Here is a 25,174-nt window from a genome sequence, read left to right on the forward strand (position 1 = left end):
TTACTGTACGATAATTCGACCGTTATGATCATCAGTTACTTCTCCAATAATATGCGCATCGACTCCCGCTTCACGCAAATGCTCATGCAAACGATCCGCTTCATCTCCGGCAACTGCTACAAGCAAACCGCCAGAAGTTACTGCGTCACATAAAATCCATCTGCCAACTTGATCCAATGATTCCGGATATTCAACCATATCCTCTATATGTGCAAAGTTATTTTTCGTACCGCCTGGAACCGAACCCTCTTCTGCAAGTGTCCGTGTACGAGGTAAAACAGGAACTTTGTCGTTATCAATTCGCAAGCACACGCCACTACCTGTTGCCATTTCGGAGGCATGCCCAAGCAAGCCGAAGCCTGTTACGTCTGTTGAAGCATGAATGTTGTAATCATCCATCACTTCAGCCGCCGTTTTATTGAGTGTGGTCATCACTTTTGTCACGTCAATTTCTTCTTCTTTAGACAATAATCCGTTTTTTAACGAAGTGGTCATGATACCTACGCCAATCGGTTTTGTCAGTATCAGACGATCGCCAGGTTTTGCTCCTGCATTCGTACGGATCTTATCAGGATGCACTGTTCCAGTTACTTGCATACCAAACTTAGGTTCCTGATCATCAATAGAGTGGCCACCGACAAGAACGGCACCAGCTTCTTTCAATTTGTCAGCAGCTCCCCGCAAGATCTCCGTCAAGATACTGCGGTCAAGTATATGTATCGGGAATGCGACGATGTTCAATGCTGTAATAGGTTTACCGCCCATTGCATAGACATCGCTGATTGCATTCGCCGCCGCCACTTGTCCAAAGTCATATGGATCATTGACAATGGGTGTGAAGAAATCTAGTGTCTGCACGATGGCAGTCGTATCATTTATCTTATATACACCTGCGTCGTCGCCTGTATCCAATCCTACCAGCAAATTAGGATCAGTGAGACCGGGAGGCAATGTGCGAAGAACTTCAGCTAAATCAGCAGGTCCAATTTTACAACCACAGCCTCCTTTTGAAGATAATGAAGTGAGTTTTACAGAAGACTTTTGCATTGTGGATATCAACCTTTCAATTTGTAGTCCCTATATTTTACCATAGAGTTTGCATTCTAGATCTGTTGGGCACTTAAAATTTTACTGAAGGATGAAAAAAAGACTACGCTTTTAGGCATAGTCTTACATGTTACAAAGCTATTATTTTACGTATAGTACATACCAATGGCTCTCTTTTTTCTCGATAAATTCCCCAATCCAACCTTCTTTCAGCAATTTTTGTTGCTGTTCAGTATTCCCCATTAGAACGGATTTTTGCTGTGAAGTGGTTTTAGGAAAAGGCTTTTGCAAATCCATGAATAAAATATAACGAAGTTTATTGCCATATTTAACGTTGAGTCCTTTAATTCGTAAACCAAGTGAAAATTTATCTTTCAAGCTTGGAATATTAAATGGTGCAACAGTTGTACAAATATAGCGGTAGCGGTCTCTCTCTACATGTTCCATCAGCCATTTACCTAATGTCGTTTGCAGTCCATGCCCTCTATAGTCTGGATCCACACCTGAAATCTCCGAGTATAGCACACTGGATAATTCGTTTTGTAATACCCCAACATCGATTCCCAAATGCTCATCGTCTTCACCAGGATCCAACATGGCACGGAACGCGACGAGACGATCGTCTACGAAAGCCCCCACCATCATGCCGTTGCCACGTAGAATATACTCAAACTCTTCATCCGTAAGCGGTTGAAGAAATTCAGGTTGCTCGAGAACCGCTATGATCCGCTCTTGTAACGCTAGAACTTTCGGTAGCTGGTCTTCTGTTAGCAATGAAAGGGATGCTTGCAATGTCATAATGTCACCTTTTCTCTACGCACTGTTAATTCTTCTAGCGTTTGCTCATCTACATCGATACCCAGTCCAGGTTTTTCATTGAGTTTAATAAACGGTACTTCATAGTGCAGATTGCCGACGTCTTTACTGAATTTCAACGGCCCAGTTAGTTCTACACTCGTCATCGCTTTTTGTGAGAAAGCTACGTGGAATCCTGCCGCAGATCCAATAGACGACTCCACCATTGATCCAACCTGGCATTCAATGCCGGCCATCTCAGCCATATGTGCAAGCTTCATTGCAGGATACATACCTCCACATTTCATGAGCTTGATATTCACTTTATCTGCTGCACGCTTTGCGATGATTTCACGCATTTCGCGCACTCCACGCAATCCCTCATCTGCCATTAGAGGTGTTGCGATTTTCGATTTGATTTCTACCATTGCATCGATGTCATCTGCTTTTACTGGCTGCTCGAGCCAATCCAGATCACAGCACTCCAATTGTTTCATCGCCTGCAATGTCGTCGCACTGTTGACCCAACCTTGGTTAACGTCTACTCGAATTGCAATTTCTTTACCCACGCGTTCGCGCACAGCTTGAATTCGCTTGACGTCTTCCGCTGCGTTGATACCGACTTTCATCTTTAATGAACTATAACCCGCTGCCACACGGTCAGCAGCCTCTTGTGCCATATGTTCGGGTGAAGCGATACTTAGAACATGTGTAATCGGAAAACTCTCATGATAACGTCCACCAAGTAAATTGTAGGCAGGGATACCATATGCCTTCCCTACTGCGTCAAAGCAAGCAATGTCTAGCGCCGCTTTCGCCGTAGGCACACCGTAAATCGCCTGATCCATCAATTCATGAATTTTCCCAAAGCAACTTGGATTTTCACCAAGTAAAACGGGAGCGAGTGTATGACGTAGTACGGCAAATGTACCTTCCCAGCTTTCCCCCGTGACATGGTCATCCGCTACCGCTTCACCGTAACCTACATAACCTGTATCTGTTGTTAATTTCACAATAATAGATGGCATGTCAGCATAAGATGCATAGCTAATTACAAAGGGTTCATAGAGCGGTAATCGAATCGCAAAAATTTCTATTTCAGTTATTTTCATTATTTTTCTTCCTTTCCTATTGGCAGCTTTTCATCTGTGTTGTATGATTGTCGTTAAATAGTCGTTAATGAAAAGAGGGGATCCCATTAAGAAGGTTACCATTGCATTAATCGGCTCACAAGAATTTTGTCGGCAAGCAAGGAGTATTGTATTACCACATAATATGCGTATTGATTACTATCAATACGACAGGCCGTCCGATGCTCCTCGGCTACTAAAGACAATGAGACCTTGTCATGCCATTTTGTTCTCTGGCTCCCTGCCTTATGAAGCGTCCAAACAAGTTCTACAGACCCTCTCAATTCCAGCATTCCATGTCCAACAAAATGAACATACAATCGCCGTCACTTTATTATACCTTGCTTCAGAAAAAAATATGGCGATTCATGATATTTCTATAGATATAAAAGAGCTAACACATATTGAACAGATTTTACAGGATCTCGGTCCTCTTTCTTCCATTCAGAAGCCCGCTATACATGAATTACAAGCCAATACGGATTTACAAGCGGTTGTGAATTTTCATATGGAGCATGTTAAGAGCGGGAAGTCGAAATTAGCAGTAACTAGTGTGCATGCCGTATACGATCAATTACAAGCGGCAGGCATCCCATCATTCCGGATGCTGGATTCCACAAGCAATATTTTACGTGCAATGGAACATGCAGTCCAACAAGCAGATTTTGCAAGAAGTGAAGCAACTAAAATCGCTGTAGGAGTACTACAAGTTCACCAACCTGAGAAACTTCCGCAGGACACTATTGAAAAGTTAGCGAACTACTTGCAGGCGCAGTGGAAAGAAAAAGAGGGCAGCTTCTTTTTCTACACTACTCTAGGCACTATAGAATTTGTTTTCGCTTTAAAAGCCTTCGTCCAGTTCTGTGAATCACTTCAATCAGCATCCACATTGTCTTTTGGATTAGGACTCACAACCCTGGAGGCCAGCGACAATGCGATGAGCGCACTGCAACTCAGCAAACAAGCGGACGACATAGGAGTCTTTATGCTAGATGAATATAAGAAACTTCATGGTCCTATGCCTGCTATAAAACCGGCAGTTGCGATGAGGTTGGACGACCCAAATTTGCTTAAGATCAGTGAAAAGACGACATTGAGCCCTGCAGTCATTTCTAAGCTAACGCTGTTTGATGAATTTAGACAATCCACACCATTCACTGCTAATGATTTAGCTGGATATTTAGCTGTCTCTAGAAGAACCGCTGAACGAACAATTAAAAAACTAATGGATCAACAGTTTGTCGTTTCAGTTGGTGAAGAAATGACCTACAGCCAAGGCAGACCACGCGCATTGTACAAAATGAAGCTTACCATCTAGTAAAAAAGCAAAGCCGTTAATAACTCGGCTTTGCTTTTTAATTATTCAAGTTGCGCTTCGAGTTCCAACTTCGCTTCTTGCTCACTCATTTTCACAATTTCCTCAGATGTCATTTTGACAACAGAAAAACCAGTTAAAGCATAGAGAATCGAAATGAGAGGTACAGCGAAATTCAAGATAGCGTACGGGCCGTATTCTACTACACTTACACCAAGCGTACCGAATATAAACACACCACAAGTATTCCAAGGAATAAATACGGATGTCAGTGTTCCACCATCTTCTAGTGCACGCGACAGGTTCTTCGAGTTCAAGCCCATATCCTTATATGTTTTACTAAACATTCTAGAAGGTACAACAATCGAAACGTATTGTTCAGAACAAGTTGCATTGGTCATGACACACGCACCGATCGTTGAAATAATTAATGTAGATGTAGACTTCACGACTTTCAGCAATTGCTTCATAATGGCCCGCAACATACCTGAATACTCAAGAATACCACCGAAGGTCATGGCCACAATAGTCATAGAGACGGTATACATCATACTATCAAGACCACCGCCATTAAATAGTTTATCTACTAGCTGATTACCCGTCTCGATTGCAAAACCACTTTGCAGAGCACCGAGCGCATCTGTAAATGTCCCCGACTGAAGCGTTACATGTGATAAAAAACCCATTATAATCCCGATAATCAATGCCGGTACTGCAGGAATCTTCATGGCAACCATCACAATGACCGCCAAAGGAACTAGCAATAACCAGGGTGAGATAACGAAGCTCTCTTGCATAACCTGGGATGTGTTGGCAATCGATGTTAATTCAGTTTCACCTGACCCAAATCTTCTTCCGAGGAATGTGAATACCCCAAGAGCAATTATTAATCCAGGAATCGTCGTATACAACATATGCTTAATATGATCAAATAAATCCGTTCCAGTAAGTCCTGCGGCTAAATTGGTTGTATCGGATAACGGTGACATCTTGTCTCCAAAGTATGCGCCAGAAATGACAGCCCCTGCTACCATTCCAGCTGGAATCCCCATACTGAGTCCAATACCCATCCCAGCTACACCTATCGTAGCCATTGTCGACCATGAGCTACCTATTGCCAATGAAACGATTGCACAAATCAGCGCAATGGCTACTAGGAACCAAGAGGGTGTAATGATTTTCAATCCGTAGAAGATCATTGTGGCAACTATCCCTCCGCCCATCCACGAGCCAATAACCAAACCGACAAGCATAATGATGACGACTGCTGGAAGGGCCAAACGAATTCCTTTGTACATCATTTCCTCAATTTCTTTCCACGAGAAACCATGACGCCAGGCTACGAGTGACGCAATGGCAGTCCCTACAATTAGCGGCATATGCGGTCCCTCTTTAAGCTTAACTACAGTTAAGATCATAACCAGTATCATTAAGACTAACGGTAGAAGAGACCACCAGAACCCAATTTCTCTTTTTTTCCTCTGTTCCACTACGCAACCCTCCATTCAAATTCAGCCAAATAGGATGTGTCGTTATATAGTCGGTTAATCTATTTTATACGTTTTCTAAATTATTTGTCAATATAAATATGTAAGCGTTTACTATGTTTTTTCCTATTGACTAGTCTGTCCCTATGAGAGAGCTGTTTTGTAAATATGTACATTTACCAGCTACTACAAATTAACACCTTTCCAAAGTAGTGGAAACAATGGCCAAAGTAGTTTATAAATCTAGGCAACGGGAATAATACAAAGTACTTTCATGAATGGGGGCACACTGCCAGTGACAACTACTAACCAAAGAATTGATACGATAAAGTGCGTAACAGAATACGATACACTGCGCCGAGTCATATTATGCCAGCCGAAATTTATGGCGATTGATGAAGTCATTAACGAAGTACAAAAAAAGTATGAAGATGAAAACATTGATATACAACGTGCAATGAGTCAGCACGCAGAATTTGAAAAACTCTTGAAGGAAAACGGAGTGGAAGTCATCACGCTTCCTCCTTCTGAAAAATACCCCGAGCAAGTTTTCACACGAGATATTGGCTTCACAATCGGCAATGACGTATTCATAGCCGACTTGGCTGCAAATATTCGAAAAGGTGAAGAAATCACACTAAAAGAATGGCTGATTGCACATGACATCCCCTATCAGTCCGCCACCGATCGAATAGAAGGCGGCGACATTATCGTTGACAGGGATACCATCTACATCGGCATCAGTAGTCGTACGTCCAGGGAAGCTGTAAATAAACTGGAGGAAAAGCTTCCTGATTATCAACTCAAGCGGATTCCATTTGACGGGCAGTACTTACATCTCGACTGCGTTTTTAATATTCTTTCACCCGAAAAAGCGCTCGTCTTTCCAGCGGCATTTGATCAGGAAACACTGCATCAACTGGCCGATTCGTATGAACTGATTGAAGTGGCCGAAGATGAACAGTTTTCGCTTGTTACCAATGTTCTCTCAATTGGTAACAACAAAGTATTCAGCCTTCCACAAAATAAACAAGTGAATAAAAACTTACGCGCACATGGATTTGAGGTCATTGAAGTCGACTTCTCGGAAATTATCAAATCCGGCGGCTCTTTTAGATGTTGCTCAATGCCCGTAGAACGCGGATAATACAAAAGACCGAAGCATAAACGCACAATGCAGCGTTTATACTTCAGTCTTTTTCTATTCAAGAATTTCTATATAGGTTCCACGTTCACTTTCAATATCAGGAAGATTCAACTCAATCGATTCGGGTATGACCAAGTGAATCATCATGGCTGCCGACACTGAGCCAGAGGAATAGCCATGCGTTTTTTCACCGGTGAACTGATTCAATATATTTGAATCATGATAAAATGTATACTGAATATTATTCCGAGGCTGTTTAGGAACAGTCATCCAATTGTTTTCCCAAATTGGTAATGCAATTTCGAGCTGATCCGTAAAGTCATAATACACATCATCCCCATCACCATCACCGATATTTGCCAATAACTCAGGGGTGTAGACGGTTTCCCCGACCATATTACTGTTATCGGATGTACGTTCAATCAACATATAAGCACCAGTGAAGGGGGATATCGATAGTTCATCTTTCACCTCATGTGACCGCTTCGCTAGAACGAGACGTTCAGGAATCGTGGCCCTTTCTACAATCGCAGATTGCAAATCAAATTCAATATCTTTATCCGTTACTTTTGGTGGAATATGAGATTCTACCTTACGCTCCATGAATTCCGCCACGACAACGCCGAGTAACAATAACACAAGATAACCTACAATAATATTGCGATGAAATGATTTCTTCAATCGCGTACGTTTCATGTTTTTCGTAAATATCACAATAGGAACCAGACCAAGAAGTAGGATTATCGGTATCAACACCATAAAAAACATCATGGATTTCTCACCTCCAAACGATTTGTCACAAAGAGGCTGATACCAAACAGTACAGCAACCGATACTACTACTTTCAAAACAAATACCAGAATTGATGTCTCTCCGTAGTAAAAGTACAATACGCTATCACCTTCGCCAACTGACAAGCTGATACCGAACGTGAAATACACAAACCAGATCAATCCAAACAAGGCAATGAACAACTTGCTAAACTGTATTAAAGTTCCAAGTAAATACCCAATCATCATAAGCAGCAATGTGTACGCGGTCATTACGAGAATCCGGGAGAAGAAATCAAGCGGCGACGACAGAAGGCCTGTCGTTTCTATAATGACATTATCGCCAAACAGCGCAACAATCTTCATTACCGACCCGATCAACACAGTCGTTACACCCCCAAGTAATGACGCTGTGCAAATGAAATAAAGGTTTGCCAGCTGAAAGGTCAGACGATTCGTCACGAATGAAAAGGATTCATTACGCTGTGCAGCCGATGTCAGTAAGAATCCAACAATGAGTGCCCAGAATAATGTCAAGCCTACCTGACTATCATTTGATATGGACGTGTAGTTAACAGAAATCATCTCTTCCCATTCGTTCATGGACGAGGACCCCGCTCCACTTATAAATATAGTCCCAATAATCTGTAGTACTATCAGCGTAGTAAATACCGCGCCATTGGTACTCAATTTAAATAAATACTGACGCTTCGCCAGTTCATTGACGCTCCATTGCGTTGAAAACATCGTCTACACCTCCCGTCGCCTGGCCCGTCATCGCCAAGTACGCTTGGCTTGCAGAAACCGCCGATACGCGGATGCCTGCCTGCTTCAACTCTTCCACTTCCGCTTCGGTATGCTGATTGTCAACAATCCATTCCGTCATTGGCCCCGCGTTTGCTCGATGAACAACCGCATAGCGAATCGCATAGGATTTCAGCACACTCTCTCGCGCTTGAAGTGACAGGAATTTTTCCTGCAGTTCAGTTATCGGTCCATGAAACGAGATGCTCTTGCCGTCAATCACCAAAATATCCTCCAGCAAATCCTCCATTTCTTCCATGTGATGACTCGACAACAAAATAGTGCGGGGATAAGCGATATAATCTTTCAGCAGCGCCCTGTAAAAATCCCTACGCGCCCCAGCATCCATTCCTGTAATTGGCTCATCAAACATCGTGAGTGGACAACGTGTGGCAATACCAATAATTGCATTGAATGTACTACGCTTCCCTTTTGACAGTACGCGATGATTCAGCGACAGCGGTAATTTAAAGTATTCAAGCAGACGCACAGCTAGATCTTGATTCCAATTTTCATAGAAGCGATCACATTCTGTTAGCAAATCATCCAATGTTAGTGCATCCGGGAAGCCCATCATATCGTCAATGAACATCATGTTGGCGGAAACCTTGAGACTATTGAAGGGATGCTCACCAAACACACGAAGTTCTCCATCCGACTCTTTTATGAATCCCGCAATCATCTTCATCAACGTCGTCTTTCCCACACCATTACGTCCTACCAATCCCGTAATGACATTCTTACGGATTTTTAAATTCAACTGGTCCAGTACTGTAATAGATCGATAACTTTTTGACACGTTTTTCAACGTAATTGCTGACATTATGACCTCTCCTTTCGCCCTGCCTGGATTAATTTAATTAGCTGATTTTCTTCCAGCCCAAGTAATGCCGCTTCATTAAGCAGCTCCTGCACCAGACGACTTAACCTACCGCCTTTACGCTTCGTCAGCAGTTTCTCACGTGCGTCAGCTGTGACAAATGTGCCAAGGCCACGTTTTTTATAAATAAGTTCCGCATCTAGTAAAATCGTCAGTCCCTTCCCGGCAGTCGCAGGATTGATATTGAAAAGATCTGCCAATTGATACTGCGAGTACACTTTATCGTCCGCTTGTAACGTACCATCAATAATTTCTGTCTCTAACCATTCTGCAATTTGTATATAAATCGGCTTTTCTCCATCCATCTCAAGCAAGAATTTCACCACCTCAAGGTTACCTAGTACATTACTGTTGTAATGTACTATACGCATTTTCATAACATAATGCAAATAACTAATCATATAAAAATTATGGTAAATCGATGTATAAAATAATCACTTACTACTCACCCTAGGTAACTACACTGTATGTAAGGAGCCGATAAAATGAATACAGTTAAGGATTTTCCTATTCAACGAAACAGATTAATCAATGCAGGCTTTCTATTGGTTTGCTTATGTTTATTAGATGCCATTTTCACTGATTATGGTTTGCGGTTTGGTCTTATAGAAGAAGCCAATTTGCTAGTATCATTTTTATATGAACAAAGTATTCCTTTGTTCTACGTGGTAAAACTAGGGTTACCTTTACTGCTTTTATATATCGTAACGGTTAGTTCGTCAGGAATCGTCGTCCGTATTTCTTTGACCACTGCATTATTTATTTATATTGCAATATTATTCATGCATATCTTTTGGTTGATCATGGTCGCAATCTGACATACGCTATAATCATCCCTTCTATAAATCGCGTTTATTGTATACCACATGTATGAACAAGCGGAAAGTAGGGATTTTTATTGAACAGTGAACCTTCATTGCGGACGCTATCTATTGGGATGCCGCGAATCGTACAATCTACTACTGGTGGAGAATTTTCCAGTGCTATTTGTAAACAGTCTGTCGAAGAAGCATTTCTTTCTGTGGATGGTTTTCAAGGAGACGGGATTGCGGATATGAAACATCATGGCGGTCCTGATCGAGCGGTCTGTGTCTATCCGAGTGAGCACTATACTTTCTGGGAAAAGAAATTTTCCTGCACGTTGCCCTCTTCTACTTTCGGAGAAAATCTGACAGTGGATGGAATGCTTGAGAAAGATATATGTATTGGAGATGTGTTTACAGTGGGAGACGCAGTTATTCAAGTAACACAAGGTCGAGTCCCTTGCAGCACAATTAGTAAGCGAACTGGCTTACCCGATTTGATGAGAGGAATGGTCAACACTGGATTCACAGGCTATTTATGCCGTGTGGTGGAAGAAGGAATTGTTCGTTCAGATTCAACAATTACTTCGCTTCAACAAGATCCAAACCAAGTTTCCATTCTTTATGCAAATGAAGTGTATTTTCAGCGTCCTAAAGACATGGAAGGATTGAAACGAATTCTGGAAGTCGATGCACTGGCTGAAGAGTGGCAAAACATGCTGATGAAACGGTTGGAGAAGCTCGAGAATATCTAAATAAAAGAACTGACGCTACGATAATAAAAAATCGTTGGTCAGTTCTTTTTTATACGAGCTGTTTCACTAATTCACGATTTCGTTCCTTGAAGAGTTCATTATGAGAAGATACCATACCATTTTCATTTGCTTCGGGGTCGATATAGATTTTGGCGCAGTTCACAGCATTCGCTGCATCTTGAAATGCCCCTGCTATTAAATGCAGCTTGCCTTTGTGGCTCAGTACATCCCCTGCCGCATACATCCCTTCTATAGACGTAGCACTTGTGCACGTTCCGGCAATCTGTTTATGTTCCGTTAGTTCAACACCCAATTGCTGATCACCAATTAACGACGTATCACGCTCGTAACCGTGATTAATAATTACTTCATCCACAGCTATCGTGGTAACTGTTTCTTCTTTATTGTGTCGTAGCTCCACTCTCTCAATTGAGCTATGATCTTCAGATGCAATGAATCGAGATATATTTGTATTAAAGTGACAGACCACACCACTCTCTAAGAGTTGTCGCACTTGCGCTTCATGGCCGTTTAAATTCTCTTTACGATAAGTTAGGTACACTTTTTTAGCAATGGGTTGCAGTTCATTGGCCCAGTCAATTGCCGCGTTGCCACCGCCTGAAATCAAGACGGTCTTTCCTTTGAAACGTCCCAAAGATTTTACCGTATAGTTCAAATTCGACACTTCAAAGCGTTCTGCGCCTTCCACTTTAATCTTCTGCGGATTCAAAATACCTGTACCTGTTGCTAGTATTACGGTTTTGCTGTAATGAATGGTACCTGACGAGCCATGTAATGCAAAATGCTTGTCTGCTATCTTTTCGATCTTCACAATTTTCTCGTTAAGCACGACTTCCGGATCAAAAGTTAACCCCTGGGCTACAAGCCGTTCAATTACCTGTGCTCCTGGTGCCGGTGTCATGCCGCCAATATCCCAAATCATTTTTTCTGGATAGACATGGATCTTTCCACCAAGCTGCTGCTGGTATTCAATGATTTTCGTCTTCATTTCACGCAATCCACTATAAAAAGCAGCATATAACCCCGCAGGTCCACCGCCGATAATCGTTACGTCCAGTAGCTCATCTCTTTTCATTCCATCTACTCCCTTACAAATAATTATTGACATCGCTTGCATTTCAATTTATAGTTTTTATTGTACCGATATTGATAATCATTATCAATGATTACTTAGTAGGAAAGGTTTGATTTCACAAAATGGTTCGCTTGTATACAGAAAATCTACAAGTTTCATATGATGATCACTTGATCGTTAATGGGTTATCGGTTCAAATACCTGACAAGAAAGTGACTGCTATTATCGGAGCAAACGGGTGTGGCAAATCCACATTTCTAAAAGCTGTCACGCGCTTAATTCCGCATCAATCAGGAGAAGTGATAGTAGATGGCAGAAATATTATTAAACAAAAGACAAAGCAGCTCGCGCAAACGATGGCTATTCTTCCACAGACACAGGAAGCTGCCAGTGGTTTAACAGTTGGCGAATTGGTATCCTACGGTAGATTTCCTTACCAGAATGCAATGGGACGTTTGACAGCGCATGATATGGATGTTATCAACTGGGCGCTTGAAGTCACCAATACGACTGCTTTCAAATATCGCCAAGTCGATGCATTATCCGGTGGTCAACGCCAGCGTGTTTGGATTGCGATGGCACTTGCCCAGGAAACAGATATTATCTTCCTGGATGAGCCGACTACCTATTTGGATATGGCACATCAATTAGAGGTGCTAGAGCTATTGCAGAGGCTCAACGAAGAGCAACAACGCACCATCGTCATGGTACTTCATGATTTGAACCAAGCAGCACGTTTTGCCGATTTCATCATTGCGATGAAAGATGGGGAAATTGTACGCGCGGGTATGTGCGAGGAAGTAATACGGCCAGATATACTGCGAGAAGTATTTCGAATTGACGCCGAAATTGGAACAGATCCAAGAACGGGAAAACCGTTATGTATCACATATGATCTACTAAAAGGAGACGAATAACTGGTGAAGAAAATTTTATTACCTGCCCTTTTGCTTATCGTACTTGCGTTAGCAGCTTGCGGCAATAAACAGGAAGAACCTGCGAAAGAAGATACATCTGAAAAACAACAAGGAACAAGCGACACGATTACTTATCAATCTGAAGAAGGTCCAGTGGAGGTTCCCGCAGATCCGCAGCGTGTTGTGGTGTTATCTAGTTTTGCCGGTACTGTACATGAATTTGGCGTGAATTTGGTAGGAGCTGAATCTTGGTCAAAAGATAATCCAAGCTTTGATTCATTTTTGAAAGATGTAGAAGAAGTTTCAGATGAAAATATTGAAAAAATCATTGAACTGGAGCCCGATTTAATTATTGGACTTAGCACTATTAAAAATATTGATAAACTAAAAGAAATTGCTCCTACTGTTACCTATACGTATGGAAAAGTAGACTATTTAACACAGCAAATCGAAATTGGGAAGTTATTGAATAAAGAAAAAGAAGCAACTGAGTGGGTAGATGCATTTAAGGCACGTGCGCAGCAAGCGGGAGAAGACATTAAAGCCAAAATCGGAAAAGATACGACAGTTTCCGTCATCGAAGAGTTTGACAAACAACTTTACGTCTTCGGCGATAACTGGGGAAGAGGAACAGAAATCTTATATCAGGAAATGAAATTGGCGATGCCTGAAAAGGTAAAGGAAATGACTAAGAAAGACGGATATTATGCGCTATCCGCAGAAGTTTTGCCTGAATTTGCCGGGGACTATATGATCTTGAGTAAAAGTGATACGGGAGATAATTCATTCCTAGAAACAGAAACATACAAAAATATTCCTGCCGTCAAAAATGATCAAGTTTATCAGGTAAATACAGCAGAATTCTCTTTCAATGATGCCTATACACTTGATAATCAGCTTGATTTCTTCATCAAAAGTTTTTTAGGAACTACGTAATCAAACAAGATGGGGCTCTTCTTCATTGAAGAACCCCTTTTTTTATGACAAGAAAGGAGCGGATGAATAAAATGGACAAACCCGTTAGAAAAGCTATACCATTTAGTCTTAAATTATTTGCTAGCACGATGCTATTACTAATCAGTTTCCTATTTGCCATGAAGCTCGGTGCCGCTCACACTTCATGGCAAGATATCTTACTATCATTCAAGTCAAATCAAAAAGATCATATTCTCATCCTGCGCGAAATACGCTTTCCACGTGAAATAGGTGCCGTGTTTGTGGGTGCGGCTTTAGCCGTTTCCGGTGCTATCATGCAGGGCATGACGCGAAACCCATTGGCTGATCCGGGGTTGCTTGGACTGACTGCCGGGGCGAATGCCGCATTAGCCATTGCGCTTGCATGCATTCCAACTATCAACTATTTCGGCATCATGACAGCTTGCTTCATCGGCTCTGCTGTCGGCGCGCTGATCGTCTTCGGTATTGCCTCCGCGATGCGAGGCGGCTTTGCACCCATTCGACTTGTATTGGCAGGCGCAGCCGTCTCTACATTTTTATTCGCCATTGCACAGGGTGTTGGTTTGTATTTTAAGATTTCAAAGGATGTAGCAATGTGGACGGCCGGCGGATTGATTGGCACTTCATGGGGACAGTTGCAGACCATTGCCCCGGTTATCGTTATAGGCATTCTAGTCGCGCTCGTGCTTTCACGCCAGTTGACATTATTGAGCCTGAATGAAGAAGTAGCGATTGGACTTGGACAAAACACATTGAAAATAAAATTTCTGTTGTTTATTGTGATTATCTTATTGGCGGGAGCTGCTGTGGCATTAGCGGGTAACTTAGCATTTGTCGGGTTAATGATCCCACATATTGTTCGGTCGATCGTCGGTACAGATTACCGATTCATCATCCCGACTTCCGCCATTTTAGGTGCAACTTTCATGTTGCTAGCAGATACGGTTGGACGAATGCTACAAGCACCGTTTGAAACGCCTGTTGCTGCATTGATTGCAATCATTGGCTTACCGTTCTTTCTTTTGATTGTGCGCAAAGGAGGTCAGGCATTCTCATGATACTTCCACATATACGAAGAAAACAAAGAATTCTTGGGTCATGTTTACTTATACTGATTCTCTTCCTGACTATTCTTGCACTCGGTTTCGGATCTGCTTCTATTGAATGGAGCCGGCTAGTCCCTACTTTCCTTGGACAAGGCACTTTTAAAGAAGAGTTTGTACTGTTTTCTATTCGCCTTCCCCGAATCATCATTACGTTGTTAGCTGGTGCTGCGCTTGCCTTACCAGGTGCCATTTTACAAGGAATCACACGTAATGACCTTGCGGATCCCGGTATCATCGGAATTAATTCTGGTGCTGGAGTCGCTATTTCACTATTTTTCTTGTTTGTACCGATCGAGTCGGGCGCGTTCACTTACTTGTTGCCGTTAGTTGGGTTTGCGGGAGCCCTCATCACCTCGGTTTTAATTTATCTATTTGCTTACAGTAGAAAAGATGGACTACAGCCAATGCGCCTTGTACTGGTGGGTATTGGATTTTCAATGGCTCTTTCAGGTGTGATGGTCGTACTGACTTCATCCGCCAAGCAAGAGAAAGTCGATTTCATTTCAAGATGGATAGCAGGGAATATTTGGGGAACGGATTGGCCTTACATTTGGGCACTGGCGCCGTGGTTACTCATATTAATCCCTTTCGCATTATTTAAAGCACACCAGCTCGACATGCTCGGTTTGAATGAAGCTGTGGCGACGGGTATCGGCGTGTCGATTGAACGAGAACGTCTAGTCTTATTACTGGCCGCCGTGGCCCTAGCTGCATCCGCTGTGTCGGTCACAGGTGGTATCGCGTTCATCGGTCTGATGGCGCCTCATATCGCCAAGTCTCTAATCGGCCCACGCCATCAAATGAATTTACCTATTGCGATCTTACTAGGCAGTTTCCTTCTATTGCTAGCGGATACAATTGGGCGAAATATTTTGGAACCGAGTGGTATTCCAGCAGGTATTATTGTTTCATTGATAGGTGCACCGTACTTTTGCTATTTACTCATGAAGAAATAAAAATGCCAGAACTACCCGCTTTGGGTGTTCTGGCATTTTTATTTATCCTCCTCTATCTTGCTTTACATAGCGAATCAGTTCTTTTTCCCGCTCAAAATGTATCTCCTCAGTAAATGAAGGATCCCATTCATAATATCCCTTGCGTGTTTTACTACCGAGCTCTCCCGCTTCCACTAATTCCTGCATACTAGCTGCAGATTGGTTTGCATTCGATAAATCTTTATATAAATAATTCGATATGTCCGTATATACATCTAGGCCACCCATATCTGCCGATAAAAAAGGACCCGTGACAGGTAATCTTCTACCGATACTGTAAAGAACTGCAGCGTCTATGTCTTCCTTTGTCGCTATTCCTTCTTGTAAAATATGCTGTGCTTCGCGCAACAAGGCGAATTGTAGACGATTCCCTACAAAACCCGGTACTTCCTTTTTCACTTCGATCGGCTTTTTATTCATCCCATTCATTAATGCCATCGAACGTTTAACCGTTTCGTCATTTGTTTTTGATCCGCGAACTACTTCAACTAATGGAATCAAATGCGCCGGATGCCAAAAATGTGTGATGACCGTGCGTTCAGGATGTGTAGTTTGCGCAGCGATGTCAGTCGGACTGATTGCCGAAGTGTTACTTGCCAGAATCACGGAAGGATCACAAAGCTTATCCAGTTGTTTGAAGATTTGTTGCTTCAACTTCAGACGTTCAGGCACTGCTTCGATAATGAACGTCGCATCCTTTACAGCATCATCAATTGTTGTTACTGTAGTAATCCTATCTTTTACTGACTCCACTTCTTCAATCTCCAACAAGTCATTGTCCGTTAATACTTGTAACTTACTCGCAATGCTTACCAGTGCGCGCTCGAGTTCTTCGACGTTTATGCCATGCATCGTCACATCGTATCCCGCCCACGCAGCACTCAGTGCAATGGAGTGGCCCATTGTACCGCACCCTATGATAGCTATTCTTTCCATGAACCTGCCCCCATTCCAATTAAAAAGACGACACCTTCGTTAGTGGGTATCGTCAATCGAATTATCTAGCCGTAAAGTTTGGAGATATCGTAAAAATTGCTTCGGTTTTTTCTTTTACTTCGTCCACAGAGATACCTGCAGCAGTTTCCACAAGCTTCATACCGTCCTCTGCGAAATCAAACACAGCCAAATCCGTGATGAGTCGATCAACGACACCCAGGCCCGTCAACGGTAATGAACACGTTTTTTTCACTTTCGATTCGCCGTGTTTATTGACATGATCCATGATGATTACGACACGTTTTGCACCGACAACCAAGTCCATCGCGCCGCCCATTCCTTTCACCACTTTTCCTGGTATCATCCAGTTGGCCAAGTCTCCACTTTCCGAAACTTCCATACCGCCAAGAATCGCCAAGTCAATGTGTCCACCGCGAATCATCGCAAACGATTCCGCACTGTCAAAGAAGGATGAACCTGGAACTGTCGTAATCGTTTCTTTTCCAGCATTGATCAAATCTGCATCCTCTTGCCCTTCTACTGGATAAGGCCCTATGCCAAGCAGGCCATTTTCCGATTGCAATAAAACTGTCATACCATCTGGAATTTCGTTAGCAACAAGGGTGGGCATACCGATACCGAGGTTGACGTTCATACCGTCCTGAATTTCTTCTACCGCACGTTTTACGATTGTATTTCGTGTTTCCGTCATGGTCATCTCTCCTTTTTACGCTTTTTTCACTGTTAAGCGTTCAATGCGCTTTTCATAATCTGTTCCGAGTAGTACTCGCTGTACATAAATACCTGGTGTATCAATTTCCTCCGGACTGAGCTCGCCGGCTTCAACGATTTCTTCAACTTCCGCAATCGTAATTTTACCTGCTGTTGCAGCTAATGGATTAAAGTTCATGGCTGTCTTGCGATAGACTAGGTTTCCAAGTGTATCCGCCTTCCAAGCTTTCACAAGTGCAAAGTCCCCAACGATCCCTTCTTCGAGTAGATACGTCTTGCCGTTAAACTCTTTTGTCTCTTTACCTTCTGCGATTGGTGTACCTACCCCTGTCGCTGTGTAGAATCCAGGAATCCCTGCACCGCCCGCTCTGATTCTCTCTGCGAGCGTTCCCTGCGGACTCAGTTCTACTTCTAACTCTCCATTAAGGAACTGCTTTTCAAACGTTTTGTTTTCCCCCACATAAGAAGCGATCATCTTTTTAATCTGTTTATTAACAAGCAACTTGCCAAGACCTGCATCATCTATTCCACAATTATTGCTAGCGACCGTTAAATCCTTCACGCCACTATCTTGTAACGCCTGTATGGATTTTTCCGGAATACCACATAACCCGAAGCCTCCTACAATTAACGTAGCACCATCTTGAATGTCTGAAACCGCTTCCATAAATGAATCCATCACTTTACTCATACTGTAACCTCCTCCAACTCTTTAGTAATAGTGTACAGATTTCTGACTTATATGTAAAATGAATATTATGAATCAAATGTATTCTAAATCGGAATAAATGAAAGGTTGGATGATCATCGAGCTTAAAGACTTTCAGGCCTTTATACAAGTAGCCAATCATTTAAGTTTTACAAAGGCCGCTGAACATTCTTTTATTTCGCAGCCCTCTTTAAGTAAATCCGTGAAAAGACTTGAGCATGATTTGAATGTTAGACTTTTCAACCGTTCTACACGTAGCCTTCGATTGACAGATGCAGGAGACATTGTGTATGAGCAAGGAAAACAAATCCTTCAATTACTCGGTGAACTTCCCGTCTTACTTGAAGATCTGGCCGAGGGCGTGTCGGGAGAAATTAAAATCGGCATGCCACCTTTGATTGGGACACTGTTCTTTCCACAGATCGCCAAAAACCTATCGACGAATTATCCCCATATTAAAATCGAGTTGCATGAGTTGGGCGCCAAAGTCGTCGAAGAGCTTGTAGAGAAAGGCCAGATCGATGTTGGCATTATTGTGTTGCCGACAGATCAAGACGTTTTCCATGTTCAGCCTTTCATCTCAGATAAATTCTTTCTGTTCGTCCATCATGGACATCCATTTGCAAAACAAGATGCCGTTGCATTAACTGAACTAAAAGAAGAACAACTCATCCTATTTTCTAAAAGTTTTGCCTTACATCGCTATATCATAAACGCCTGTAAAGAGGTCGGGTTTAATCCGACTATATCGTATGAAAGCTCTCAGTGGGATTTGATCATTGAACTAGTCGCTGCGAAACTGGGTATCACGCTTCTTCCCCAATCCATATCGACGAAGTTTACTAACGAAAATATTAAGATGATTCCTATAGAAGGGCCGCCTTTACTTTGGAAGCTCGGTATTGTTACGAGGAAGAACAGCTATCATTCATTTGCATTGAAAAAGTTTATGCAGATGTTTTGAGACAGATGTAATAAAGCTGTTTAAAATATAGTCAATCAGAGCAGGCATTATAAATTTTTAAACAAAAAATCCAACCGTTGCCGGTTGGATTTTTTGTTTCACGTGGAACAGGATCATTTTTCAGAACATCTTCGTAGTCCACGTTTCCCCGTTCCAAATAGTGGATACTACATCTTCATAAAAGTCCGGTTCATGTGAAATAAGTAAGATACTTCCCTTATACTCTTTCAAAGCACGCTTTAGTTCTTCTTTTGCATCATAATCCAAGTGATTTGTCGGTTCATCTAATACTAATAAATTTGTTTCACTATTTACCAGTTTACAAAGACGGACTTTTGCACGCTCTCCTCCACTTAATACCTTTACTTTACTTTCAATATGTTTCGTCGTTAATCCGACACGCGCTAGAGCCGCCCGTACTTCATATTGCGCTAAGTGTGGAAACTCACTCCAAATCTCTTCCAGGCACGTATGATCTGTATCTGTTTTCGTTTCCTGTTCGAAGTAACCGATTGATAGATGCTCACCTTGCTCTACTTTACCTGAAAGAGCGGTTATTTCCCCGAGAATACTTTTTAACAATGTCGTTTTTCCGATTCCGTTTGCTCCCGCAAGAGCAATCTTCTGCCCACGTTCCATTGAAAGATTCAAAGGCTTCGATAGGGGTTCATCGTATCCGATGACTAGATCTGTCGTTTCAAACAAATACTTCCCAGGCGTCCTTGCCGTCTTGAAATCGAAATGTGGTTTCGGTTTTTCAGAATCTAACTCAATAATGTCCATCTTATCTAGTTTCTTCTGTCGGGACATTGCCATTCGACTCGTTGCTGCATTCGCTTTATTACGCGCAACAAAGTCCTTCAAATGAGAAATCTCTTTCTGTTGCTTTTTATAAGCTGCTTCGACCTGTTGCTGTCTCATTTCATGCACACGCAAAAACTCGTTATAATCGCCAGGGTAACGATTGACCTGTTGGTTTTCCATATGATAAATCAGGTTAATGACACTGTTCAAGAATGGGATATCATGCGAGATCAAAATGAATGCTCCTGGATACTCTTGCAAATACGTACGCAACCATTCAATATGCTCGACATCCAAATAGTTCGTTGGCTCATCAAGCAATAAAATATCGGGCTTTTCAAGCAATAATTTAGCCAGTAATACTTTTGTACGCTGGCCACCACTTAAGTCATTCACGTCAGTATCCAGTCCGAATTCATCAAGCCCTAGACCGTTTGCGACTTCTTCTACTTTTGCGTCAATCATGTAAAAATCACTTTGCTCTAGGGATTCTTGGATTTGTCCAGTTTCTTCTAGTAAACCTTCCAGTTCATCCGGCCCTACTTCACCCATCTTCGCAAAGAGATTATTCATTTCAGTTTCCCTATCATATAAATATTGAAACGCAGTGCGCAACACATCACGGATAGACATCCCCTGCTTCAAAGCTGCATGCTGATCTAAATATCCGATCCGTACACGCTTTGACCAAGTGACAGTCCCTGCATCGGGCTCCAGCTTATGTGTAATGATATTCATAAACGTGGATTTTCCTTCCCCATTTGCACCTACCAATCCTATATGTTCACCCGCCAATAGACGGAATGATACGTCTTCGAAAATTACACGGTCACCGAAACCGTGGCTAATATTTTTTACTGTCAATAAACTCATGTTGTACACCTATTCCTTTTCAATTGTTTCAATTAAACTGATATAAGTCATTTTAACATCCTCCACTTATAATTACTTCAGAAAAGAAAAAAACAATCGATACTTCTATTAATGATTCCAGCAGTTACATTACTATTGTTGAGTAACAGTTTTGTAAGGTAAAGTAGTTTATGATGATTCGTCCCGATCTTTGCTGTTTACTAGTCAATATGTTTTACTTTTAAGATCATCTACTTCATGAAATGGAGGCAATCCTTAATGACTGACCCACTAAACTATATAGAACGTCATAAAAAGGAAATACTAGAGACCTATCAAGAACTGCATGCTATTGCCGAGCCTAGCTGGCAAGAACAGCAGACTTCACGGTATTTACAAGAGAAGCTTTCAGCTGCCGGATTGAGTATAACTGGCTATGCCGGCCATCACGGATTCATTGCAGAAATCGCAGGGCATAACCAGGGTGTCATTGCGTTACGCGCGGATATGGATGCATTGGTACAGGAAGTCAATGGTGAAGTAATGGCAAACCATTCCTGCGGACATGATGCGCATAGTACGATGGCGCTATATACGGCACTTGCTTTGAAGAACTGCGAAATGGATTTGCATCATACCATTCGATTCATTTTCCAACCTGCGGAAGAGTTGGCGGAAGGTGCATTACAAATGATGAAAGAAGGCGTGCTAGAAGATGTTCTATTCCTAGGGGGTCTGCACGTACGCCCGCATACAGAAGTTCCATTCGGTAAATCTGCACCCGCGATTTTACACGGCTCGTCCGCGACTATTACGGGTACAATCACGGGTACACCTGCGCACGCAGCGAGACCCGAAGTAGGTAATAACCCAATCGAAGCAGCAAGTTTCTTAATCCAGTCACTGCGTCAAATTCGTTTGACGGGCAATAAAAAATTCTCCATTAAAATCACCGAATTACATGGCGGTGAAACGAGCAACTCTATTCCAGCTAGTGCACGATTCACATTGGATGTTCGTGCGGAAACGAATGAAACAATGGATGCTCTGCTAGCAAAAGCCACCCACATGATCCAACACACTGCCGCTTTGACAGAGACGGAAATTGTATACAATGAAGAAGGTTATTCACCCGCCGCTACGGAAAATGCCACAGCAATACGACTTGCACAACAGGCGATCGGCTCTGTATTAGGGGAAGAAAACGTGGATGTACCATGTATTTCTCAAGGCGCGGAAGATTTTCACTTCTACACGTGGAAAACACCTTCTATTCCTGCGACAATGATCGGATTAGGTTGTGATTTGAAGCCCGGGTTACATCACCCACAAATGTCCTTTAATACAGATGCCTTAATTTACGGTACACAAATTTTGACACAACTATTACTGAATGCGGATCAAGAATTATGAAAACCATGATCTATCAAGACCACAACCATATTCTAAAGGGTATGACCATGAAAGATTGCAATGAACCAGAGTGCAATAATACTGCTTTGCATGCATGTGTGTCAGAAGTTGACGTGACGAACAATCGCCGACAATTGGCGGACTTTTTACAATGTGAGTTAGAAGATTTCGTATTTGCCAATCAAACACATAGCGCGAACTTTCATAAAGTGACTGCACAAGACCGTGGTAAAGGAGCATTGCGACAAGAAACGGCAATTGCCGACACGGATGCACTGTATACATTTGAATCAGGCATCGTGCTGTGCAGTTTAACAGCTGATTGCGTTCCTGTATTATTTCACAGTGACGATAGTACATTAATTGGGGCAATTCATTCCGGTTGGCAAGGCACTGTGAAAGAAATCACAAGGAAGCTATTCCACCACCTACAGCAATACGAACACTGTGATCTAAATCGTGTACATGTACAAATCGGTGCCGCACTCAGTCAAGTAAAGTTTGAAGTGGATGAAGATGTTTATACGAAACTTCATAACCTTGGCTACGCTGACGAATTCATCCTCTATAACGCGATGACAAAAAAGTACCATATTGATAATCAACTGACAGTGAAGAAGCAATGTGAGCTGGCAGGAATACCCGAAGCAAATATTACAATCGACCGTACCTGTACATTTCTAAGTCCAGAGGGCTTTTCTTATCGGCAAGACCGGCAAGCAGGACGTCATGTCAGCTTTATCAAACGAACAACGCAAAAAATGCAGTGAGGAAAAGATCCTTCACTGCATTTTTATTTTATCTTTATTTTAATGTTGCCTTCAAGGTAATTCGGATAAGCGAATAATTCAAGCCTTAATGGATTCGCATAATCAGTCCGACCGAAGTTCAAGTCCCAATGTGTCGCTTCTTCATCTCCATACTTTCCTGTCGTTGGGGTTTCCACTTCTTCCCCTTTTGCATCAATAGCGGATCCAAGAAAGAAAAATGGAAATTCCTCCTCATCCATATTTTTCATTATGAATTCGGCATGATGTTTATTGGATTGCAGTAACTGGATTTTTTGGTCATTTGGTTGATTAAGCCATTCCCCCGTTTCCGTATTCACTTCCGCAAAGACCTCTTCTACGTTTAACGCCTGCACTTTGTTGATTCGCAAATAAAGTTTTTTAGGTTGCGAGAAGTAATTACTCTGCAGGAAGAACGTATATTTACCGTCTTCCCCGCCGAACGCGGTCGTACCGTTTCGAATAGATCCCCACAACTCGCCTTTTTCATCTTCTAACCGCATATCCTCGAATTGCAATATCTTCATCGTGTTAGTAGGGTCAATAGTAATTTTTACACCCACCCGTAATGGGGATACCGTAACCTTTTCAATCGTGAACTGCTGCCCTTGTATATCGACTTTTTTGTCTATTGTATAGACTTCACTTGCCTTTACTTGTTCAGGTACAGTAAATGGTACAGAAAACACAGTCTCTTGATCTTTTAACTTGATAGCTACGCTCAAATCAAACGACTGATTTTGTGAAGTATACAATTCTCCAAACTGGTAGTCTATACGGTCTTTATACGTATGGATCTCTTCTTCATCCATTACATTCCCATAAGAAAAGCTACCCTCTGGGATACCTTCCGCCTTCAAATTGATATAGTTAACTTGTAAGCCTTTCAACGAACGCTCCGATTTAATCGTGTAGAAAATATTAATTCCCGTCTCATCCAAAATGACACCATCTACTGTCAATGTTTTATCGTCAATCGTTTGAGTCACTCCGATTTCTTGATAATAGTCGTTCTGAATTACCGCATCGAGTCCTTTATCCATCGCAATCAATTCCACGAACTTCTCTAGACCCGGAATGGAAGCTACCGCCTGGGCGAATACGGGGGATACGCGAATGGACGTAATGAATGTCAGTAGCAACAATGCCACAACCGCTACACTTCCAAAGATTCTCTTACATCTCCTTCTCGCTTGCCTTTTTTCCCGACATGCCCTTTCCATGCCTCGACGAATCGCCTGGTCAGCTTCAGACAAAGGCAGCGACTGTTGATCTAAATGTTCTTTCAACTGCTTTAATCGTGCTTCTTCCGTCTCATACATGATCACTGCCCCCTTTATCTTCAAAGTATGACCTCAACGTACGCATCGTTTTGTAAAGCCTTGATTTCACAGTGCTTTCTGGTATATTTTCAGTTTGTGCTATATCTTTAATTTTTGATTCCTGAAAGTATTTCAAATAAACTAAACGTTGCTCCTCATCAGATAAAGTTGCCAGTGCATCTCTCAATTCAATATACGAAATGTCTTCTGCAGATACTGTTTCCAAACCACTATCGTCTACTGTGTATCGCTTACGTAGTTTCAACTGATCTTGGCAATAATTTATCATGATACGAATGAGCCAGGTTTTGAGATAGCTAGGTTTATTTACTGTCCGAACTTTTTTATAGGCACGATACGTTATTTCTTGAAGTGCTTCAATCGCATCGTCCTCGTTTCGCAAAAAAGCCAAGGCTGTCCGCAGAAGCGATTGCTTATGCAATTGCATCACGGCCAGAAATGCTTCATCATCCCCAGCTATTGCTTTCACATGCAACTCTTTTTCCTTTATCTCCATTGGACGGTCACCCCATTCTCTGCCCTATTATACATTAGACTCTACACTGGCTAAAAAGTTTACATCCATTTTTATTTATTTTTACGCACAAAAAAGATGCCTACTTCCGCAAGGCACCTTACTTCACTTATTC

The 25,174-nt window shown here is 42.1% G+C and carries 26 protein-coding genes; 11 read left to right on the plus strand and 15 right to left on the minus strand.

The annotated features are described in order from the left end of the window. The 3 genes from selD to CSV77_RS08765 all read right to left on the minus strand — a co-directional run bounded on the left by selD (position 1) and on the right by CSV77_RS08765 (position 2,954). A complete protein-coding gene (gene selD, locus CSV77_RS08755) occupies positions 1 to 1,047 on the minus strand; it encodes a selenide, water dikinase SelD (protein WP_099673084.1) in 1,047 nt (348 codons plus the stop codon). A gap of 141 nt (positions 1,048 to 1,188) precedes the next feature. Continuing rightward, entirely contained in the window at positions 1,189 to 1,845 is a 657-nt protein-coding gene (locus CSV77_RS08760; protein ID WP_099673085.1) for a GNAT family N-acetyltransferase, read from the minus strand. Next, on the minus strand, positions 1,842 to 2,954 hold the full coding sequence (locus CSV77_RS08765) for a mandelate racemase/muconate lactonizing enzyme family protein (RefSeq protein ID WP_099630415.1): 1,113 nt from the start codon (positions 2,952 to 2,954) through the stop codon (positions 1,842 to 1,844). The genes CSV77_RS08760 and CSV77_RS08765 overlap by 4 nt, the downstream gene beginning before the upstream one ends. A gap of 67 nt (positions 2,955 to 3,021) precedes the next feature. Between CSV77_RS08765 and CSV77_RS08770 the strand changes: the two genes are divergently transcribed. Next, positions 3,022 to 4,290 carry an HTH domain-containing protein gene (locus CSV77_RS08770; protein ID WP_144034668.1) on the plus strand — a complete coding sequence of 423 codons (1,269 nt, stop codon included), beginning with the start codon at positions 3,022 to 3,024 and terminating at the stop codon, positions 4,288 to 4,290. Positions 4,291 to 4,331: 41 nt separating this feature from the next. Here CSV77_RS08770 and nhaC read toward each other — a convergent pair whose 3' ends face one another. Continuing rightward, positions 4,332 to 5,777, minus strand: coding sequence for a Na+/H+ antiporter NhaC (gene nhaC / locus CSV77_RS08775; protein ID WP_369802748.1), 1,446 nt, complete (start codon positions 5,775 to 5,777; stop codon positions 4,332 to 4,334). Between the two features lie 292 nt (positions 5,778 to 6,069). Between nhaC and CSV77_RS08780 the strand changes: the two genes are divergently transcribed. Then, positions 6,070 to 6,921, plus strand: coding sequence for a dimethylarginine dimethylaminohydrolase family protein (locus CSV77_RS08780; RefSeq protein WP_233212201.1), 852 nt, complete (start codon positions 6,070 to 6,072; stop codon positions 6,919 to 6,921). A gap of 54 nt (positions 6,922 to 6,975) precedes the next feature. Here CSV77_RS08780 and CSV77_RS08785 read toward each other — a convergent pair whose 3' ends face one another. The 4 genes from CSV77_RS08785 to CSV77_RS08800 are packed head-to-tail and all read right to left on the minus strand — an operon-like array spanning position 6,976 to position 9,680. Then, a complete protein-coding gene (locus CSV77_RS08785; protein WP_099673089.1) occupies positions 6,976 to 7,692 on the minus strand; it encodes a hypothetical protein in 717 nt (238 codons plus the stop codon). Continuing rightward, positions 7,689 to 8,438 (minus strand): hypothetical protein, encoded by a 750-nt coding sequence (locus CSV77_RS08790; protein ID WP_099673090.1) that lies wholly within the window; start codon positions 8,436 to 8,438, stop codon positions 7,689 to 7,691. The genes CSV77_RS08785 and CSV77_RS08790 overlap by 4 nt, the downstream gene beginning before the upstream one ends. Beyond that, entirely contained in the window at positions 8,410 to 9,318 is a 909-nt protein-coding gene (locus CSV77_RS08795) for an ATP-binding cassette domain-containing protein (protein WP_233212202.1), read from the minus strand. The genes CSV77_RS08790 and CSV77_RS08795 overlap by 29 nt, the downstream gene beginning before the upstream one ends. Beyond that, entirely contained in the window at positions 9,318 to 9,680 is a 363-nt protein-coding gene (locus CSV77_RS08800) for a GntR family transcriptional regulator (RefSeq protein WP_233212207.1), read from the minus strand. The genes CSV77_RS08795 and CSV77_RS08800 overlap by 1 nt, the downstream gene beginning before the upstream one ends. 180 nt (positions 9,681 to 9,860) lie before the next feature. Between CSV77_RS08800 and CSV77_RS08805 the strand changes: the two genes are divergently transcribed. Together CSV77_RS08805 and CSV77_RS08810 are read left to right on the plus strand one after the other, a co-directional pair. Beyond that, positions 9,861 to 10,193: a DUF5658 family protein gene (locus CSV77_RS08805; protein WP_099673092.1), complete on the plus strand. Its 333-nt coding sequence runs from the start codon at positions 9,861 to 9,863 to the stop codon at positions 10,191 to 10,193. Between the two features lie 119 nt (positions 10,194 to 10,312). Next, a complete protein-coding gene (locus CSV77_RS08810) occupies positions 10,313 to 10,933 on the plus strand; it encodes an MOSC domain-containing protein (RefSeq protein ID WP_099673123.1) in 621 nt (206 codons plus the stop codon). 49 nt (positions 10,934 to 10,982) lie between these two features. Here CSV77_RS08810 and CSV77_RS08815 read toward each other — a convergent pair whose 3' ends face one another. Continuing rightward, on the minus strand, positions 10,983 to 12,029 hold the full coding sequence (locus tag CSV77_RS08815; protein ID WP_099673093.1) for an NAD(P)/FAD-dependent oxidoreductase: 1,047 nt from the start codon (positions 12,027 to 12,029) through the stop codon (positions 10,983 to 10,985). 122 nt (positions 12,030 to 12,151) lie between these two features. Between CSV77_RS08815 and CSV77_RS08820 the strand changes: the two genes are divergently transcribed. The 4 genes from CSV77_RS08820 (at position 12,152) to CSV77_RS08835 (ending at position 15,965) form a co-directional block, all read left to right on the plus strand. After that, positions 12,152 to 12,946, plus strand: coding sequence for an ABC transporter ATP-binding protein (locus CSV77_RS08820; protein WP_099673094.1), 795 nt, complete (start codon positions 12,152 to 12,154; stop codon positions 12,944 to 12,946). 3 nt (positions 12,947 to 12,949) lie between these two features. Next, on the plus strand, positions 12,950 to 13,882 hold the full coding sequence (locus tag CSV77_RS08825; protein WP_099673095.1) for an iron-hydroxamate ABC transporter substrate-binding protein: 933 nt from the start codon (positions 12,950 to 12,952) through the stop codon (positions 13,880 to 13,882). A gap of 71 nt (positions 13,883 to 13,953) precedes the next feature. Next, on the plus strand, positions 13,954 to 14,961 hold the full coding sequence (locus CSV77_RS08830; RefSeq protein ID WP_099673096.1) for a FecCD family ABC transporter permease: 1,008 nt from the start codon (positions 13,954 to 13,956) through the stop codon (positions 14,959 to 14,961). Next, entirely contained in the window at positions 14,958 to 15,965 is a 1,008-nt protein-coding gene (locus tag CSV77_RS08835; protein WP_099673097.1) for a FecCD family ABC transporter permease, read from the plus strand. Before CSV77_RS08830 ends, CSV77_RS08835 begins: the two co-directional genes overlap by 4 nt. A 42-nt stretch (positions 15,966 to 16,007) precedes the next feature. Here CSV77_RS08835 and CSV77_RS08840 read toward each other — a convergent pair whose 3' ends face one another. The 3 genes from CSV77_RS08840 to CSV77_RS08850 form a co-directional block, all read right to left on the minus strand. Next, on the minus strand, positions 16,008 to 16,940 hold the full coding sequence (locus tag CSV77_RS08840) for a 3-hydroxyacyl-CoA dehydrogenase family protein (RefSeq protein ID WP_099673098.1): 933 nt from the start codon (positions 16,938 to 16,940) through the stop codon (positions 16,008 to 16,010). A gap of 61 nt (positions 16,941 to 17,001) precedes the next feature. Beyond that, positions 17,002 to 17,652 (minus strand): 3-oxoacid CoA-transferase subunit B, encoded by a 651-nt coding sequence (locus tag CSV77_RS08845; RefSeq protein WP_099673099.1) that lies wholly within the window; start codon positions 17,650 to 17,652, stop codon positions 17,002 to 17,004. Positions 17,653 to 17,667: 15 nt separating this feature from the next. After that, a complete protein-coding gene (locus CSV77_RS08850; RefSeq protein WP_099673100.1) occupies positions 17,668 to 18,363 on the minus strand; it encodes a CoA transferase subunit A in 696 nt (231 codons plus the stop codon). A gap of 115 nt (positions 18,364 to 18,478) precedes the next feature. On the opposite strand from CSV77_RS08850, the gene CSV77_RS08855 reads away from it, so the two are divergent. After that, positions 18,479 to 19,345, plus strand: coding sequence for a LysR family transcriptional regulator (locus CSV77_RS08855; RefSeq protein ID WP_099673124.1), 867 nt, complete (start codon positions 18,479 to 18,481; stop codon positions 19,343 to 19,345). Between the two features lie 120 nt (positions 19,346 to 19,465). Here CSV77_RS08855 and CSV77_RS08860 read toward each other — a convergent pair whose 3' ends face one another. After that, entirely contained in the window at positions 19,466 to 21,022 is a 1,557-nt protein-coding gene (locus CSV77_RS08860) for an ABC-F family ATP-binding cassette domain-containing protein (protein ID WP_099673101.1), read from the minus strand. 258 nt (positions 21,023 to 21,280) lie between these two features. Between CSV77_RS08860 and CSV77_RS08865 the strand changes: the two genes are divergently transcribed. Both CSV77_RS08865 and CSV77_RS08870 read left to right on the plus strand, forming a co-directional pair. Next, entirely contained in the window at positions 21,281 to 22,414 is a 1,134-nt protein-coding gene (locus CSV77_RS08865) for an amidohydrolase (protein WP_099673102.1), read from the plus strand. Beyond that, positions 22,411 to 23,184, plus strand: coding sequence for a purine nucleoside phosphorylase YfiH/LACC1 family protein (locus tag CSV77_RS08870; protein ID WP_099673103.1), 774 nt, complete (start codon positions 22,411 to 22,413; stop codon positions 23,182 to 23,184). Before CSV77_RS08865 ends, CSV77_RS08870 begins: the two co-directional genes overlap by 4 nt. Positions 23,185 to 23,207: 23 nt before the next feature. Here CSV77_RS08870 and CSV77_RS08875 read toward each other — a convergent pair whose 3' ends face one another. Both CSV77_RS08875 and CSV77_RS08880 read right to left on the minus strand, forming a co-directional pair. Continuing rightward, entirely contained in the window at positions 23,208 to 24,524 is a 1,317-nt protein-coding gene (locus tag CSV77_RS08875; RefSeq protein ID WP_099673104.1) for a DUF4179 domain-containing protein, read from the minus strand. After that, the gene (locus CSV77_RS08880; RefSeq protein WP_233212204.1) at positions 24,517 to 25,041 is read right to left on the minus strand and encodes an RNA polymerase sigma factor; all 525 of its coding nucleotides are present in this window, start codon (positions 25,039 to 25,041) and stop codon (positions 24,517 to 24,519) included. Before CSV77_RS08880 ends, CSV77_RS08875 begins: the two co-directional genes overlap by 8 nt. Positions 25,042 to 25,174 lie beyond the last annotated feature (133 nt).

Source organism: Sporosarcina sp. P16b (assembly GCF_002743065.1).
GTDB lineage: Bacteria > Bacillota > Bacilli > Bacillales_A > Planococcaceae > Sporosarcina.

Coding starts and splice junctions, on each gene's coding strand:
- CSV77_RS08845 (WP_099673099.1), bottom strand. CDS start 17,652: ATGACGGAAACACGAAATACAATCGTAAAACGTGCGGTAGAAGAAATT.
- CSV77_RS08880 (WP_233212204.1), bottom strand. CDS start 25,041: ATGGAGATAAAGGAAAAAGAGTTGCATGTGAAAGCAATAGCTGGGGAT.
- CSV77_RS08875 (WP_099673104.1), bottom strand. CDS start 24,524: ATGTATGAGACGGAAGAAGCACGATTAAAGCAGTTGAAAGAACATTTA.
- CSV77_RS08820 (WP_099673094.1), top strand. CDS start 12,152: ATGGTTCGCTTGTATACAGAAAATCTACAAGTTTCATATGATGATCAC.
- CSV77_RS08805 (WP_099673092.1), top strand. CDS start 9,861: ATGAATACAGTTAAGGATTTTCCTATTCAACGAAACAGATTAATCAAT.
- CSV77_RS08810 (WP_099673123.1), top strand. CDS start 10,313: ATGCCGCGAATCGTACAATCTACTACTGGTGGAGAATTTTCCAGTGCT.
- CSV77_RS08860 (WP_099673101.1), bottom strand. CDS start 21,022: ATGAGTTTATTGACAGTAAAAAATATTAGCCACGGTTTCGGTGACCGT.
- CSV77_RS08770 (WP_144034668.1), top strand. CDS start 3,022: ATGAAAAGAGGGGATCCCATTAAGAAGGTTACCATTGCATTAATCGGC.
- CSV77_RS08790 (WP_099673090.1), bottom strand. CDS start 8,438: ATGTTTTCAACGCAATGGAGCGTCAATGAACTGGCGAAGCGTCAGTAT.
- selD (WP_099673084.1), bottom strand. CDS start 1,047: ATGCAAAAGTCTTCTGTAAAACTCACTTCATTATCTTCAAAAGGAGGC.
- CSV77_RS08835 (WP_099673097.1), top strand. CDS start 14,958: ATGATACTTCCACATATACGAAGAAAACAAAGAATTCTTGGGTCATGT.
- CSV77_RS08830 (WP_099673096.1), top strand. CDS start 13,954: ATGGACAAACCCGTTAGAAAAGCTATACCATTTAGTCTTAAATTATTT.
- CSV77_RS08785 (WP_099673089.1), bottom strand. CDS start 7,692: ATGATGTTTTTTATGGTGTTGATACCGATAATCCTACTTCTTGGTCTG.
- CSV77_RS08865 (WP_099673102.1), top strand. CDS start 21,281: ATGACTGACCCACTAAACTATATAGAACGTCATAAAAAGGAAATACTA.
- CSV77_RS08760 (WP_099673085.1), bottom strand. CDS start 1,845: ATGACATTGCAAGCATCCCTTTCATTGCTAACAGAAGACCAGCTACCG.
- CSV77_RS08765 (WP_099630415.1), bottom strand. CDS start 2,954: ATGAAAATAACTGAAATAGAAATTTTTGCGATTCGATTACCGCTCTAT.
- CSV77_RS08870 (WP_099673103.1), top strand. CDS start 22,411: ATGAAAACCATGATCTATCAAGACCACAACCATATTCTAAAGGGTATG.
- CSV77_RS08850 (WP_099673100.1), bottom strand. CDS start 18,363: ATGAGTAAAGTGATGGATTCATTTATGGAAGCGGTTTCAGACATTCAA.
- CSV77_RS08800 (WP_233212207.1), bottom strand. CDS start 9,680: ATGGATGGAGAAAAGCCGATTTATATACAAATTGCAGAATGGTTAGAG.
- CSV77_RS08795 (WP_233212202.1), bottom strand. CDS start 9,318: ATGTCAGCAATTACGTTGAAAAACGTGTCAAAAAGTTATCGATCTATT.
- CSV77_RS08840 (WP_099673098.1), bottom strand. CDS start 16,940: ATGGAAAGAATAGCTATCATAGGGTGCGGTACAATGGGCCACTCCATT.
- CSV77_RS08815 (WP_099673093.1), bottom strand. CDS start 12,029: ATGAAAAGAGATGAGCTACTGGACGTAACGATTATCGGCGGTGGACCT.